The sequence below is a fragment of the Streptomyces sp. NPDC051563 genome, from assembly GCF_044454225.1.
In the GTDB taxonomy this organism is placed as follows: Bacteria; Actinomycetota; Actinomycetes; order Streptomycetales; family Streptomycetaceae; genus Streptomyces.
In genome coordinates this window covers 103,018-117,642 of record NZ_JBITDL010000015.1, presented here as the reverse complement: position 1 = coordinate 117,642, position 14,625 = coordinate 103,018, and the positions used below count along the sequence as shown (strand labels likewise).

Below are 14,625 nucleotides of genomic sequence, written 5' to 3'. Positions count from 1 at the left end.
CGGCCGTACGAAGGCGTCTCACTGGGCACCTGCCAAACCCTTGGCCGCATTGTTGCCTGTAATCGCGGACGTGTTGATTTCCTGCTCCAGAGTGCGTGGCGTATAGGAGTGCCCGGGGTTCTCCTTGGCCCACTCCTCGGAGAGCGTCCTCAACTGGTTCTCCCTGTGGGTGAACACCTTCTGGTTCTGCTCCTGGACTCCCGCCTCGATCCGCGCCTGCTCGTCGAGCTGCCACTGGTAGGCGAGTGCGTCCACACCACGCTGAACAGCGTCGCCGACGACCGGGATGAAGTTCGCTGCGCCGCCGAAACCGTGGTATCCCCACTTGGCATCCCAGGAGGGGTCGTCCTTGTCGGTCTTCAGGGCCTGATAGCGCGCCTCCTCGAGGAAGCCCACCGTGCGGCCCGCGTCTTGGAGCGTCTCGACGGGGTCACGAGGGCGCTCTGCGTGGATGTCCTTGAGCATTTCGCGGTTCATGGCCTCGTTGAGCATGCCGTAGGAGTTCTGGTCACGGGAGACCTGCTTGCTGACCTCCAGAAGCTGATGTCGGTCGAGCAGGCGGGGATCGTCCGAATCGTCCGACATGGCGCTCGCCGAGTGGTGCACGACATCGCTGTGGCTCGAGAGGATCTTGGCCATGTCGTCGCGCATCTCGGACGGGAAGTCGTCGCCCCGCTCGGAGAGGTACTTCAGCGATCGGTCCAGGACCTGGCGGTGCTCGGGGGTGAGCTCGACCGGCCGGGCGGTGGGGTCGTTCGGGTTGACCCCGGTTGCGGCGGAGACGAGGGCGGCGCCGGTGGCCTCGCGTGCGGAGTTGCCGTCCTTGCTGTTGAGTGGGGTGTCGTCGAAGGTCTGCCGATCGCCCAGGACGTAATGGGCGTTGTCGGTCGGCTGGGTGGCGTTGAAGAACTCTGTCGCGGCGTTGGGGCTGCCCGCGAGGGCGGTCATGAAGCCTGTCATGGGGTCGCGGCCGAAGTCCTCGCCGATGAAGTTCATCTTCGGCACAGGCGGGACTCCGCCGTTCCAGTAGTTGGCCGGGAGCTTCATCTTCTTCTCGGTGGCCACGAGTGCGTTGCCGTAGTCGTTCAGGAAGCGGTTGTCCCAGTCGCCGTTGCGCATCAGGTTGCTCATCACCTGATAGCCGTAGACCTGGCTGCCACGGGTCTGGATGCGCTCCTCGCCCAGTCTGACCATGTCGTTCTCCCAGCTCCGCATGGCCGGGCTGTCGGACTGAGTGGCGCCGGCCAGGGTCAGGGAGAGGTTGCGCTGGAAGTCACCGAGCTGGTCGTGCCGGGAGCGTTGCAGGGCTCCGCCGTCGGACGGGTCGGCCAGATCGGCCCAGAAGTCGAGCAGGCCGCGCGGGCCGATGGAGGTGGCGAGCGTCTCCTGGAAGAGCCGGTCGTCCTTGTACCTGGCCAGATCGCGGTTGAGTTGGTCGAACTCCCCGGGGGACATGTCGTCGCCCTTGGTCTTGAGCAGCTTCGCGATGCGGTCGGCGTCCTTCATGGCGTCCGCCGCCCGGTCACGGTCGGTGTAGGCGGCGTCTGAGAACCCGTACGGCGTCTGACCGACCAGCATCGTCAGCGCCTGGGCTGCCGTGGTGTCGCTCTCGGTCGCCCCTTCCAGGATCCGCTGCACCTCATCGCGGAAGGCGGTCGCGTCGGCCTCGGTGTGCTCGGGCACCGTATGGCCCTCGGCCGCCCTGTCCGGGTGGATGTTCATCGTGACCGTGAATCCGCCGCCACCCGATGCGACGACCGTGAGGTTCTTCTCCAGGGCCCGCCGGATCGCCTCGTTCAGACGGGCCTTGTAGTCGACGAGTTCCCCGTGGGTGTCGCGCAGGATGTTCCCGATGCTCGTGGCCTCCGTGGCGGCATCGGCGAACTCTTTGGCGGTCTTGCCGATGAACTCCTTCGTCACCGTCGCGTTCACCCCCGCCCAATCGGCTTTCGCCGCCTTGCCGCCGAGATCACCGCGGGCATCCGACTCGATCTCCCACAATTTGGTTGCCATCGCGGTCCAGTCGCTCACGGCGGTGGCCAGCTTGGAGAAATCCGCGAAGCGCAGTGCGTCCAAGTCCATCAGTGCTGCGCCCTCTCCTCAAAGCCCTTGTCCAGCTCGGCAAACTTGAACTGGGTGGTGAGCCAGTACTCGTCCCCGGCATGCGCGTTCTGCGTGTAGTCGAGATGGTTGGATATATGAGCGCAGGCTCCGAGCAGAGTGCCGACCTGCTCACTCCACTTGTCCGCAACAGTCGACAGGGCGGCGCCCAGCGCGAAATCATTCTTCAATGAACCGGCAGCCTCATGGGTACTGGCCTTCGCGTGGTCCCCGTCACTGCCGAGTCGCTGCTGGAGCCTGAACGCCGCGTCCCCCACGGCTGCCAGATCCTGACGATCCATCTGCAGATCCCCCTGCGGCCCCGGCCCACCTCCGCTCGGATCGAGTTGGTTGAGCCGCATCGCCGTCTGACGATCGGCCGCAGCCGACTTCAGCTCCGCCCATTCCTTATCGAATGACACAAGTCCCCCATGACGAACGCACGCTCTCCGGACGATCGGACACCCAGGCTAATACGACGTCCACGCATCAGCATGGTGCCGCCAAGGGTCTCGGAGGACCGCTCGGCGGAGCCGAGCCACTGGTAGTGGGTGGCGGGAGAGCCCGCGCGGACCCTGCCGTACTCGTAGGCGCTCATCGCGGTCGGCGGCTTGGCCGCGTCCAGCGGGAGGGCCAGGGCGACGTCACCGTGCAGGTTCGACACCTGGAGGACAGTCTCCCCGGAACTCGACCTGGCGGCCGTGAGGCCGCGCCCGCGAGGCCCTGCATCATGCGGGGTGATCCCGCCGGCCGCGTCCTCGGTGATCCACCGGGGCTGTCGGCGTCGCCCGCGTAGCGGTTGCCCTTCGACGCGGTCTGCGTCCAGGTACCAATGGAGTTGGACTCGGTCGTGAGGGTCCGGGTCCGCTGCGCGGGGTCAAGGTCTGCGGAGAGTTGCCCGCGGTCTACCGCTCGACCAGGTCGCTGTTGTAGTAACTGAGCGTGGTGCCGCCCGGCATGGCGGTGATGCCGCCAACTTTTGCGCGTGTACGTACGCCCCGACCACCGCAGGTACAACTTGGCTCGCGCCATGGTCCGGACGGCCTGCGCATTCGCCACTTGCACACACATGTGGACGTCCCCGGCGCCGGGGCGTTCTGGCGCAGCCTCGCGGTCGAGATCTCCGACGCCCGTACGACGGGCCAGCACCGCGGCTTCGGGACGATCCACTTCGAGATCCCGGTCCCCGCCCGGGCTCCCGCCATCACCAACCCTCCAGCGGTGCACGCCTGAGGCCCTCGCCGCACCACGCATGGTCGACCGTCGGCGGCGGACCAAGATCCGGGCCATTCACGGACCAGCACCCCACCACCACGCCGAGCTGGCACCGTTCTGGCAGGTCAGCGAGGTGCCTGCTGTGTACTACCAGCACACGAAGAACCTGCTGGTCGTCTGCAGGACTGGTCCGAGGCGCCGCCCTGGGCATGCTGACAAGGGAAAGCCGCCGGTCACTGTCCGCCAGGCCATGGTGGTCGCGTGTAGTCGCAGGCCGAGGGTGCAGGCTAGCTCCATCTCATCGAGGTACAGCAGCGCGCACATCGACAACTGCGAAGGTGCAAGAGTTTTTGAATCGCAAGAGGCAGCAGTGTTGTGCGGCCTACCATGTGTCGCTGGCGATGAGACGGTCCCAAGTTCTGACCGCCGAGTTGTGCCGCGAGTCCCGGTGACTACTGGGTTCAGGCGAGACAACAGACCACGGCCTGGGCCGGTGACCCGCTCCACGTTTACGTTGCCCAGGAGGACAAACTGCGCTTCATCGTGCTCGATCGAGACGGTCCCACGGACAACGGTCCTCGCGCCTGCTTGCTGTCGCCACGCGGTGATCCAGGGCCTGACAGCTATGCAGCGGACGATGAGTACATGACCCTCTACCAACTGTGGTTCCGTAACCACGGATCGCTCGTCGAGTTGGGTGCGGTAAAGATCGGGTATGCCGACCTCATTCGGGGCGAGAGGCCTCTCGAGGCAGGATCGTTCTCCACGCTCACAGGACTTGATCAGCGCCTGTACTGGTTTTCCGTGGGGCAGAGCGACCTCTATTACGAGAACATCTGAGCTTGTTCCGCTTTGACGGACACGGTTGGTGTGTTGGTCAGGCCGCGAGGGCGGTTTCGTATTCGGCGGGGCTGCGGTAGCCGAGGCTGCTGTGGAGGCGGTGCACGTTGTACCAGCTCTCGATGACCCCGTTGCCCAATTGGGTGAATGCTGTTGGTCTTGGTCGTGCCTGGTGGCTGAGGGGTGGAGCCTGAGGATCGGGGCTTGGGTGGCAGGCCTGTGGTTCGGTCGTGGGGCGGAGAGTCGGGTGTCGATGCGGGCAGGCTCGGGTCGGGAGGTTCCTGAGGGGACGCGGACGGTGGCTCGAGCAGCGTTCCCGAAGGGCTGCCTGGCGCTGCGGGTGCGGGATGCGCTTGGTCCGCTCTTCGATGACGAGATCTTCAGGTCAGCGTTCGGTGTGCGGGGCCGACCGGGTGTCGCACCGGGACAGTTGGCACTGGTCAGCGTGCTGCAGTTCGCGGAGAACTTGACCGACCGACAGGCCGCCCATGCAGTACGCGCGAGAATCGACTGGAAGTACTTGCTCGGCCTCGAACTGGCCGACCCCGGATTCGACTTCACCGTGCTCACCGGCTTCCGTGAACGTCTCCTGGCCCACGGGCTGGAGGAGAAGATCCTGGACCTGCTGCTGGTGCGGCTCAACGAGCTGGAGCTCGTGTCCGGCCGGGGCCGGCAGCGCACCGACTCCACCCACATCCTCGCCGCAGTGAGAGATCTCAACCGCCTGGAGTTCGTCGGCGAGACACTGAGAGCCGCCCTCGAGACGGTTGCCGTGGCAGCACCCGAGTGGCTCGCCTCCTGGATGCCAAGGAGCTGGCAAGAACAGTACGGGGCCCGCGTCGACTCCTACCGACTACCGAGCGACGAGAGCGAGCGGACCCAACTGACCTGGCGCATCGCGGCCGACGGCTACCAGTTCCTCGAAGCGGCGTTCGAGGCCAGCGCTCCCGCCTGGCTTACTCAGGTCTCGGCTGTCGGCATCCTGCGGACCGTATGGCTCCAGCAGTTCCAGCGCACGATCACGGACGGAGTGCAGGAGGTGGCCTGGCGGGGGAAGAACGAGCTTCCGCCCAGCAGAGCTCGGATCACCTCGCCCTACGACCCCGATTCCCGCAACGCCGTCAAGCGCGGCTCGGCCTGGGACGGCTACAAGGTCCACTTCACCGAAACCTGCGACGCCAAGGAGACCGGCCAACCCCACCTGATCACCCACGTGGTGACCACCGACGCCACGGTCGGCGACCCCGTGGTCGTCGACGAGATCCACGATCAGCTCGACGCCAAGGGCCTCCTGCCGGGCGAACACCTGATGGACGCCGGCTACATCTCTGCGGAACTCCTGCTGACGGCGCCCAGCCGGCGAGGTGTCCGCGTCATCGGCCCGGTCCGGCCCATGACCCGCCGCACCGTCCAGGCAACCGGCTACGACAAGGCATCCTTCAGCATCGACTGGGACGCTCGCCGCGCAACCTGCCCCGCCGGCGCCCACAGCCGCTACTGGACCGAGGGGCTCGACAACAACCAGCGATCCGCGATCCGCATCCGCTTCGCCACCGAGACCTGCGCGCCTTGCCCCTCCCGCGGACAGTGCACCAACTCGACGCACTACGGTCGCCAGCTCACCGTCCGCCCACAAGATCAAGACGCCGTCCTTGAACGCGTCCGCGCCGAGCAGACCACCGAGGAATGGAAGGCCGTCTACGCGATCCGCTCCGGCGTCGAAGGCACGATCCACCAGGCCGTCACAGCCGCGGGCACTCGCAGAACCCGCTACGCAGGGCTACGGGAGACCGCTCTCGCACACATCCTCACAGCCACCGCCGTCAACCTGCTCCGCCTCGATGCCTGGTGGACTGGACAACCACTCGCCCCGACCCGGACATCACACCTCGCCGCCCTCGTTCTCGCCGCATAGCCAATTGGGCAACGGGGTCTCTCGATCCACTCGAATATCGCGGTGCGGGCGGCGGCCCTGCTGGGCCAGGGACAACTGTCACCCAGCTCGTTCTTCAGAGTGGAGAAGAACGATTCTGCGAGGGCGTTATCCCAGCACTGACCCGTGCGGCCGACGGACAGTCTGACCCCGAACTCCCCTGCCAGGATCGCGAGTTCACGGCTGGTGTATTGGCAGCCTCGGTCGGAGTGAAAGATCACCGGGCCGGACGGACGGCGGGTGTGGCAGGCGGCCTCGAGGGCGTCGGCGACGAGTTCGGTTCGCAGGTGGTCGGCGGTGGCCCAGCCGACGACGCGGCGGGAGGCGATGTCGATGACGGTGGCCAGGTAGAGCCAGCCCTCGTCGGTGGCGATATAGGTGATGTCGCCGCACCAGCGGGTGTCGATCGCTGCCGGGTCGGGCCGAAAGTCGCGGAGGACCAGGTCAGGGCGCGTGGCGGCCTGGGGGTCGGGGATGGTGGTGCGGTGCCGTCGACGACGGTGGCGGCCGGCGAGTCCGGCTTGCCGCATCAGGCGGGCCACCCGCCTGCGGCCGCAGCCAGCGCCCTCGCGCTTGAGGACGGCGTGAATGCGCAGGGATCCGTAGGTTCCGCGTGACTGCTGGTGCACGGTGGTGATCCGCTCGGTCAGCTCAGCGTCTCGCGCCGCGCGGGGACCAGGGACACCAGTGCGGCGGGCGTAGTAGGCGGTTCGGGAGACCTCGAGCAGTTCACATGCCTTCTTGACGCTGTGACCTGCAGTTTTCTCCGCCTCGATGAACGGGTGCACGTTCACCGGGTCTCCGTCGCGAAGAAAGCCGTCGCACGCTTGAGGACCTCTACGTCCTCCCGCAGCCTGCGGTTCTCGCGCCGCAGAACCGCCAGCTCCTCGCGCTCGCTGCTGGTCAGACCGTCGCGATCGCCCGCATCGACCTCGGCCTGACGCACCCAGCTCCGCACCGCGGTCTCGGTCAGGTCGAAGTCCTTGGCCACCTGGCCGACCGAGCGGTCACCACGCAGGCACAGACCCACGATCTCGGCCTTGAACTCCGCCGTGAACGAGCGCCGAGGACGCACCTTCTTCTTCGCCATGCTCTCCATGATGGACATCATCCTTCCGGGGCCCAAGCCCCTGATCTCGGATGTCCGTCAAAGCGAAGCAAGCCCAATCCGCAAGCTTGGCAGCGAGACGCGGCACGCGGTCTTGAGCGGTCTGTGCGATATGGCGCTCGACCCCTCGGACTTCGCGACCGCCATGCAATGGGACGTCACACACACATCGCTGCTGCGTAGCCTCGAGTCACGGACGGTGGCAGCCCAGTTCCGGCGCATCGCGCAGGGCGGCCCCCGGCTCACGGAGTACCGCTTCGACTACCTGGGCCCCGCCGGGCACGGTAGCTCGGACGGCAGTACCACGAAACCCTGGCACCTCTCCTTTTCAGTCGAGCCGCATGCACAGCCCCCCACTAACATTCACGTGCTGATCGGTCGGAACGGGGTCGGAAAGACCACGGTGCTCGGCGACATCACCAGGGCCGTCGTACATCCGGAAGAGGACAGCGATGAGGTGGGACGTCTCATCTGGAGCGAGGATGGACCCGGCTCCTTCGTCAACGTGGTCTGCGTGACCTTCAGCGCCTTCGACCCGGCTCAGGAGCAGTTCGAGTCGGAAGAGGACACTGCTGAACAGGGTGAACTGGAAGGCTGGGACGGCGCGCTGGACGTTGCCGACGGCCAACCACCTCCCGCGGCCGAGGACAACGTTGCGGGTGTCTCCTACAGGTATGTGGGCCTTGCCAAGGTGGATGAGCTGGGGCGCCCGACTCGGGAGCGCAAGACGCGCCTTGACCTAAGCAAGGAGTTCGCCAAGAGCGTGGAGGAGGTTGTCGCCGCCGGCCGAGTCCACAGTTGGATCAAGGCGCTAGAGGCGTTGGGTAGCGACCCGTACTTCTTCGAATCTCCGGTCCGCTCCTTCGCGCAGGCTCTCCTGGACCGCGGCGTGTTCGGCCGTACGAGCGACCGTGACGCTGCTTTGGAGATCTTTTCCAGTCTCAGCTCGGGACATGCGATTGTCCTGCTGACGATGACGCGTCTGGTGGAGACCGTCGCCGAGCGGTCGCTGGTGCTCCTCGACGAGCCTGAAGGACATCTGCATCCGCCGCTTCTGGCGTCCTTCGTCAGGGCCCTGTCCGACCTGCTCACCGACCGCAATGCGGTCGCAGTCCTGGGCACCCACTCGCCGGTGGTCCTGCAGGAGGTCCCGCGCTCCTGTGTCTGGAAGGTCAGCCGCCAGGGCACCATGCAGCCGTAGCGGCCATCGATCGAGACCTACGGCGAGAACGTCGGGGTTCTCACCCACGAGATATTCGGCCTCGAAGTCCGGCGGTCGGGGTTTCACGCCGAGATCGAGAAGGCAGTCCGGGAACTGGGCACGTACGAGCAGGTCCTGGCGCGATTCGGCGGGCAGCTCGGCGGGGAAGCGAAGGGCCTCGCACGGATTCTGCTCGCCTACCAAACGTCGCAGGGGCGCCGCTGATGTGGCCGCTGGAGCCGCCTAGGGTCACCGCCCGTCAAAGTTACGAGGCGTGTGTGGCCGGCACCAGGAACGCGTCCCGCCAGGCACGACTTCTGGCCGCCACTGACAGCATCGAGGAAGCGGGCGAGCAATTCCGGTGCGCGGCCCAACAAGGCTCCCTGCACACCCTCGAGTGCGCGGCCTTCGCTCTGCCGAGTATCTCAGCGGCCGAAGCCGTGGCGTGGATCTACGAGAACGGCATGCTCGGTACCAAGAACGGTCGAGTCATCTACGAGCAGCTGAGAACAGCCCCCCAACATGATCGTTGCCCCTTGTGCGGACACGGGGTCGTGAGAACCCTTGACCACGTCCTGCCAAAGAAGTCGTTCCCTGCATTGTGCGTCGATCCCTTGAATCTGGTGCCCGCCTGCGCCGACTGTAACCACGCCAAGGGAGACGCCCTCCCGATGAGTCTTCAGACGACTCCCCTGCACCCCTACCTCGACCGCATCGACGATGACCACTGGCTCGACGCCAGGATCGTGGACGACAGCCCTCTTTGGCTCGAATTCTTCGTCAGCCCCTCGCCATCCTGGGATCAAGTCCTCGCTGACCGAGTTCAGTACCACTTCGGACTTTTTGGACTGTCCAGTCTCTTCGCCATCCAAGCGAACCGAACCCTGAGCAGCATCCTCAGCCTGCTCACCGCTCTGCGTCACACTGGTGGGGCCCAGGAAGTGCGCAACTACTTGGCGGACGAGGCCGCCACACGCCTCGCTGACCGCCCCAACGGCTGGGAAGGAGTCACTTACCGGACTCTGGCGAGCAGCGACAATTTCTGCAACGGCGGCGTCATACCCTGACTCCGGAGATTCAGCACACATCGCCGGTGATTGCACAGCAAGCGCGCACGGTCCGGGCCTCGATCGCCTAGCGCGTGTCTCTTTGATCCGTTGGTCAGTTGATCGGATGTGTCCGTCCGATTAGTGATCACCGATGCGATGTGGGACCGGATCGAGCCGCTGATGCCAGCCGATCCGGTCCGCGGCAGGCGATGGGCCGACCACCGCCGCACCCTTGAGGCCATCGCCTGGAAGTACCGCACCAACTCCCCTTGGCGGTACCTGCCCGACGAGCTCGGCCCGTTCCAGACCGCCCACAAGCGGCTGATCAGGTGGGGAGTCGACGGCACTTGGGAGACGATCCTGGGAGTGGACGGGGGCTTGGCCACCGGCATGATCGGGTGGTGGGGGCCGGAGTCACCCGCCTGTTCGTTGCGGGCGGGTGAGGCCGTGGCCGAGAGATGCGAGGAGATTCATCGGTGAGCTGGCACGAGCACCACGACAGTCGGTTTCTGCGGTGGCGGGCGAGGGAGCCCGAGGTCGCGGCTTGGGCTGCAAGGAGGCGGATGCCGGTCGGGGCGCTGGACGACGTGGGCCTTCTTCTGGATGCCGAGGCTCCTGCCTGTCACCACTGGTGGATACCGGACGGCCCCATGCTGGAGCCGCAGGAGATGTACCTGGCGGTGGTGTACTGGCAGTGCGGTCACTGCGCGATCTGCGGGAAGCCGAACAACTACCAGCACGCAGTGCGGGACTTCGACCCGGTCACAAGGTATGAGCGCGGCATGCTGTGTCCAGACTGCAAGGCTGACGTGGACTCGGGTAGGGATGATCGGAGGCTGCGCCTGTATCGCGAGTTGCCGCCGGCTGCGATCCTCGGCGTGGTCAGTCGGAGGGTCGAACTCGACGAGCGGTGGCAGCGGCTCGGTGTCGCCGAGCAGGATCACCGCCGGGAGCAGCGTCTTGCGGCTGCACGGGCCGCGAGCATGACCGATGTCCGGCTCACCGAGATGCACGAGCGAATGGCTCGGGTGGGCCTTCCCGACGCGAACTACGACACGCACTGCGGGTGCGGTCCGTCGGTCACCTGCGCGACTCGCTGCATCGAGTCGCGGAAGTGGCGGAAGGCCGCTGTCGAATCAGGGATTGTCTCCAGCGACGAGGACATCGAGCGGCTGGATGAGACATACCGGTGGGCATCCGAGAGGGCGGCGCAAGGGCGTGGGAGGAGGGATCCCCTGACTCCGGTGGTCTCACCGCCGCTGGACTCGCTGAGCGATGTGGATGCGCTGGATGGGCGGCTATTCGAGCAGTTCGTCGCCGAGCTGCTCCGCCGGAGTGGGGCTGAGGTCGTCCAGGCGGGGGGTGGGGCGAACGACAGAGGGGCGGACATAGTCGCCGTCCTACCCATCTACGGCCGGGTGGTGGTGCAGTGCAAGCACAGGTCGACGGGACGGCCGGTGACGCCGGACGAGATGTACTCCTTGAATGGGACGGCCCGGCCGGAGCATGGCGCGGACACCGTGATGATGGTGACGAACTCGACGTTCACCTCGAAGGCCATGCAGTTCGGGATTCGCCATGGGATCTACCCCGTGGACGGCTACGAGCTGGGTCGTTGGGCGTTCGGAGGGTGGCCTCTGCGCTCTGTACTCGCCGTGATCGCCGAGCACCCTGATTGGCCGAAGGACGATCGCGAGGAGGGCGCGGACGAGCCGGCTCCCACACTTCCGGCCTGATCGGTTTCTCCCCGGCTACGGGTACGCCCGGACCGTGGAGGCAGCGGGCTTTCGGTGGGCACCCCGCAGGCCCGTTGTCGGACCCCACTGCCAACATGGACATCAGGGCTGCGATTTTGACAGCGAGGGGGCAAACATGCGGATGACGGTGCCGACCGAGGTGCTGCGCGAGGCGATCGTGGACGCACTGGTCGAGTTCGCGCCGGACGGGTCACGGCTGATGGTCCTGCTTGGTCGACTGGGCCTGGAGTCGCCGGGCGAGGTGTTCATCGAGGACGGCCTGTTCACGTACACGCGGGTGCGCCTGGACACGGTGAAGACCGATCAAGACCTGATCGCCTTTGCGCAGCGGGTGGTGACGCAGGTCGGGAGCGATCGTGTGGATGAGATGCTCCGGACGTACGGGGTTCGCAGTGCGCATGGCCAGTTCCAGCAGCTGATCTTCGCGGGCCTCGGGCCGAAGCCGAAGATCGTGATGGTCGACGCGACGCAGAACATCATCAAGGTCACGACGCACCGGCACCTGTGGATGATCTACGACCGGCCGCTCTTGTCGTCGGGGCTGACCGTGCAGGCTCTCATCGACTGGTGGCGTACGGAGCACCCGGACCTCACCGCGGGCAAGGACGACGTCGCGGTCAGTCGCCTGCTGCGTCTTCGGATGTTCCAGTCGCTGCCGAAGACGTCCCCGCCGCAGCGCAGGTTCTTCTCCTCGTACTACGCCCGGGTCGACCGGCTGTACCCCGCGCTGGGCTTCGAGCAGCCGGCCCTGCTCCCGGAGGTTCACCTCCACTACGACCCCTACTCCCAGACAGACCCCACCAACGACAAGGACCTGGAGCGGCAGCGGATGGACTTCCTCATGCTGCTCCCTGACGGCTCACGGGTCGTGATCGAGATCGACGGAGCGCAGCACTACAGCCGGGAGGAGCGGCTGGCCGAGGGTGTCCGGAAGATCGCTTCGCCGCAGCTGTACGGGGAGATGATGGCTGCGGACCGGGATCTGAGGCTGTCCGGCTACGAGCTGTACCGCTTCGGGGCGCGTGAGTTGCCGCCGGAGCAGCCGGACACGGTGGGGGCGGTCGTGAATGAGTTCTTTGAGCGGCTGCTGCCCGCTGCCGAATAAATCCGGTCGGGCCGAGCCTCATGGTGCCCCTCACTTTCGGATGGGGGCATCGTGCTGTCTCTACCGAGCTGGTATCCAAGGACGCGGCAGCCGTCTCCCAGCCGAGGTAGGACCGCCATGTTCGAGACCCCCACCCCCGCCACCGCCGACCGGATGCTGGCCGCCCAGCAGCACGCCGCCGATCAGTTCGGCCTGCGCGCCACCGGCCGCCGGGTGTGGGGGTACCGGGGCCGGACCCTGTCGTCGGCGGCCGGTCCGCACTGGCTCCGCGTGGTCTGCGCCGAGGCTGGCATCGAGGGTGGAACGCTGTGGAACGGCCCGTCCACCTCCCGCACCCTCCCCGCCGCAGTGCCGCGGCCCGACCTGTGCCGCATCCGGGACTGGACCACCGACGGCTACGCCTACCGGGCCGAGCTCTACGCCCTCGCCCCCGACCCGCGGGATCCGACCGCTCTCCCAGCGAGGATCGGACCAGGCGATGCAGTCGTCCGCGTCGACCAGGCCGGTTATGCAGCGGGCGAGGCGAAGGCCGCTGTCGTGATGGGAGCGGAGGATGTACGAACGGCGTGCAGGTTTCGCGGCCCTCGACGGTCAGGACTGCGCTGTTCCGACGAGTCGGGTCGGCCCCCGCACGGCGAGTTGGAACCAGCGCTTCGCTTCCGTGCACACTGTGGACTTCTCGTCCTGCATGAACCCGACCTCCGGCCTCGCTTGGCGGAAGCGCGTACCGAGCGGGACCGCCAGGCCGAGTCCCAGGCACGGGCGCAACTACGCCGGCAATGAAAGCCGTAGCTCTCCCCTCAATGGATGCCGCCCTGGCGGAGGGCATCGGGCGACGTCGCCACGTGCGCGCTCAGGGTGCCCTGTTCAAGCTGGGAACCGGTGCCGTCAGCCTGGTGATCATCTGGGCGCGGCCCCAATAATCAAGATGGGCGACAGGAAGCTGCTCACCCATGTGCCACGGTACGCGCTCGTGCGCTCCCTGCCGCGCCGGGACTAATTGGGCCATCCTGGTGACATGGCGACCCTCCCGAAGGCTCCATGCCCCTCTTGCTCCGTTCCGCACGCCTTGTTGCCTACCAAACGGATCGGGTACGGATCGGTCAAGGACCACAAGATCGAGCCCCGGGCACTGGTGCTGTGCCCGGGCAGTATGGTCCACGTCGCTTACGCAGAGGCGCGGGCATGGCAGCTCGAGTTCGAGCGCGTACAGCAGGAGGCAGCGGCGCCGACCGCAGTGGAAGAAATGCTCTTCGAGGGATGAGGATCGGAGGGTCGCACCCATGCAACTCACCGCAGTAACACCGAGGAGCTCGCGAAAGTCACCAAGCCCCGGCATCCCGCCGACGCTCAAAGACCTCCGCACCCCGGACGGCGGCGGCTGCCGTGAGTGACCGAGAGACGTCGCTGAATGACAATGCTCCACCTCAGCGTCGGGTTGCCGGGGCCGTTGTGGTTCATGAGGGTCGAGTACTGCTCGTACGGCGACGAGTTGCAGAGGGCCAACTCTCGTGGCAATTCCCGGCGGGCAAAGTCGAACCGGGCGAGTCATGCGACGAAGCCGCCGTCCGCGAGACGAAGGAGGAAGCCGGCCTGGACGTGGTCCCTGTTGTTCGGCTGGGCGAGCGGGTCCATCCCATCACCAGTCGGCAAGTGTCCTACACAGCCTGCGAGGTGGTCGGCGGGGCCGCGCACGTGGCGGCCGCTGACGAAATCGCTGAGGTTGCGTGGGTGACCCTGTCGGAGATCCCGCAGTACATCCCGTACGGACTCTTCAAGCCGGTCCAGCAACACCTGGACGTTGTCCTTCGATCTTGACCACGGCAACCAGGACGAGAATGCCTCGGCCCCCCGGAGCAGCAGCCCATGGGCGTGGTGCCCTCTCTCGGCGGCCCGCACCCCGGCGGGTTCCAGGACCTATGGACGCGGCCGCCAGATTCTTCAGAGAGGGTGCTCAGCTGAAGCATCCGGTCACCTCAAAGCCGTAGGCGTCCGGCGCGCGCACGACGTTCCGTCACAGACTGGTGGAGGGGACTGGACAAGCGAGGGCTCTGTCACTTGTGCACAAGATCCGCCAGGCACACTCCATCCACGGATCGCGCGCCCCTGCCGGGCCCGAAGGCACGATTGTAGGAGCCGACGGCGCAGCGGCGACCACCCCTATCCTTCGCAGGCAAGAGGACTCGACCAGCCAGCGGTCAGATCTAACTACTCGTCAGTAGAGTCAGCAAAAGGTCAGCATTCGTTCGACCAAACTTGGTAACAGCTGGCAACATATGAGACTCGACCGGCGGCGTCGAAGGCTCTCGCACCATGC

General features: G+C 66.3%; 11 protein-coding genes and 2 pseudogenes. 9 read left to right on the top strand and 4 right to left on the bottom strand.

Features of this window, described 5'->3' with window-relative positions; translation table 11 throughout:
* Nucleotides 1-18: 18 nt before the first annotated feature.
* Complete coding sequence (locus ACIA8F_RS19410; RefSeq protein ID WP_399380200.1) at nucleotides 19-2,082, bottom strand: hypothetical protein; 2,064 nt, start codon at nucleotides 2,080-2,082, stop codon at nucleotides 19-21.
* Nucleotides 2,082-2,522, bottom strand: a complete 441-nt coding sequence (locus tag ACIA8F_RS19405; protein WP_399380198.1) for a hypothetical protein — start codon at nucleotides 2,520-2,522, stop codon at nucleotides 2,082-2,084. The genes ACIA8F_RS19410 and ACIA8F_RS19405 overlap by 1 nt, the downstream gene beginning before the upstream one ends.
* A 637-nt stretch (nucleotides 2,523-3,159) precedes the next feature.
* On the opposite strand from ACIA8F_RS19405, the gene ACIA8F_RS19400 reads away from it, so the two are divergent.
* The 3 genes from ACIA8F_RS19400 to ACIA8F_RS19390 all read left to right on the top strand — a co-directional run bounded on the left by ACIA8F_RS19400 (nucleotide 3,160) and on the right by ACIA8F_RS19390 (nucleotide 6,070).
* The gene (locus ACIA8F_RS19400; RefSeq protein WP_399380196.1) at nucleotides 3,160-3,333 is read left to right on the top strand and encodes a hypothetical protein; all 174 of its coding nucleotides are present in this window, start codon (nucleotides 3,160-3,162) and stop codon (nucleotides 3,331-3,333) included.
* A 627-nt stretch (nucleotides 3,334-3,960) separates the two neighbouring features.
* Nucleotides 3,961-4,155 carry a hypothetical protein gene (locus ACIA8F_RS19395; protein WP_399380194.1) on the top strand — a complete coding sequence of 65 codons (195 nt, stop codon included), beginning with the start codon at nucleotides 3,961-3,963 and terminating at the stop codon, nucleotides 4,153-4,155.
* 253 nt (nucleotides 4,156-4,408) lie between these two features.
* On the top strand, nucleotides 4,409-6,070 hold the full coding sequence (locus tag ACIA8F_RS19390; RefSeq protein ID WP_399380384.1) for an IS1182 family transposase: 1,662 nt from the start codon (nucleotides 4,409-4,411) through the stop codon (nucleotides 6,068-6,070).
* 32 nt (nucleotides 6,071-6,102) lie between these two features.
* On the opposite strand, the pseudogene ACIA8F_RS19385 reads toward ACIA8F_RS19390, so the two are convergent.
* Both ACIA8F_RS19385 and ACIA8F_RS19380 read right to left on the bottom strand, forming a co-directional pair.
* Nucleotides 6,103-6,876 (bottom strand): annotated as a pseudogene (locus tag ACIA8F_RS19385) (IS3 family transposase); the annotation flags it as partial.
* Between the two features lie 2 nt (nucleotides 6,877-6,878).
* Nucleotides 6,879-7,178, bottom strand: a complete 300-nt coding sequence (locus tag ACIA8F_RS19380; RefSeq protein WP_399380192.1) for a transposase — start codon at nucleotides 7,176-7,178, stop codon at nucleotides 6,879-6,881.
* Between the two features lie 7 nt (nucleotides 7,179-7,185).
* Here ACIA8F_RS19380 and ACIA8F_RS19375 point away from each other — a divergent pair, with 7 nt between their 5' ends.
* The 6 genes and pseudogenes from ACIA8F_RS19375 (at nucleotide 7,186) to ACIA8F_RS19350 (ending at nucleotide 14,126) form a co-directional block, all read left to right on the top strand.
* A complete protein-coding gene (locus ACIA8F_RS19375) occupies nucleotides 7,186-8,397 on the top strand; it encodes an AAA family ATPase (protein WP_399380190.1) in 1,212 nt (403 codons plus the stop codon).
* A gap of 278 nt (nucleotides 8,398-8,675) precedes the next feature.
* The gene (locus ACIA8F_RS19370) at nucleotides 8,676-9,464 is read left to right on the top strand and encodes an HNH endonuclease (protein WP_399380188.1); all 789 of its coding nucleotides are present in this window, start codon (nucleotides 8,676-8,678) and stop codon (nucleotides 9,462-9,464) included.
* A gap of 108 nt (nucleotides 9,465-9,572) precedes the next feature.
* Nucleotides 9,573-9,848 (top strand): annotated as a pseudogene (locus tag ACIA8F_RS19365) (transposase); the annotation flags it as partial.
* Nucleotides 9,849-9,922: 74 nt separating this feature from the next.
* Complete coding sequence (locus tag ACIA8F_RS19360) at nucleotides 9,923-11,182, top strand: restriction endonuclease (protein ID WP_399380186.1); 1,260 nt, start codon at nucleotides 9,923-9,925, stop codon at nucleotides 11,180-11,182.
* 136 nt (nucleotides 11,183-11,318) lie between these two features.
* Nucleotides 11,319-12,308, top strand: coding sequence for a hypothetical protein (locus ACIA8F_RS19355; RefSeq protein ID WP_399380184.1), 990 nt, complete (start codon nucleotides 11,319-11,321; stop codon nucleotides 12,306-12,308).
* 1,407 nt (nucleotides 12,309-13,715) lie between these two features.
* Nucleotides 13,716-14,126: an NUDIX hydrolase gene (locus ACIA8F_RS19350; RefSeq protein WP_399380383.1), complete on the top strand. Its 411-nt coding sequence runs from the start codon at nucleotides 13,716-13,718 to the stop codon at nucleotides 14,124-14,126.
* Nucleotides 14,127-14,625 lie beyond the last annotated feature (499 nt).

Bases quoted from the DNA above. Each gene is read 5' to 3' on its own strand.
- ACIA8F_RS19410 (WP_399380200.1), bottom strand. From the start codon at position 2,082: ATGGACTTGGACGCACTGCGCTTCGCGGATTTCTCCAAGCTGGCCACC.
- ACIA8F_RS19395 (WP_399380194.1), top strand. From the start codon at position 3,961: ATGACCCTCTACCAACTGTGGTTCCGTAACCACGGATCGCTCGTCGAG.
- ACIA8F_RS19390 (WP_399380384.1), top strand. From the start codon at position 4,409: ATGCGGGCAGGCTCGGGTCGGGAGGTTCCTGAGGGGACGCGGACGGTG.
- ACIA8F_RS19380 (WP_399380192.1), bottom strand. From the start codon at position 7,178: ATGGCGAAGAAGAAGGTGCGTCCTCGGCGCTCGTTCACGGCGGAGTTC.
- ACIA8F_RS19375 (WP_399380190.1), top strand. From the start codon at position 7,186: ATGATGGACATCATCCTTCCGGGGCCCAAGCCCCTGATCTCGGATGTC.
- ACIA8F_RS19355 (WP_399380184.1), top strand. From the start codon at position 11,319: ATGCGGATGACGGTGCCGACCGAGGTGCTGCGCGAGGCGATCGTGGAC.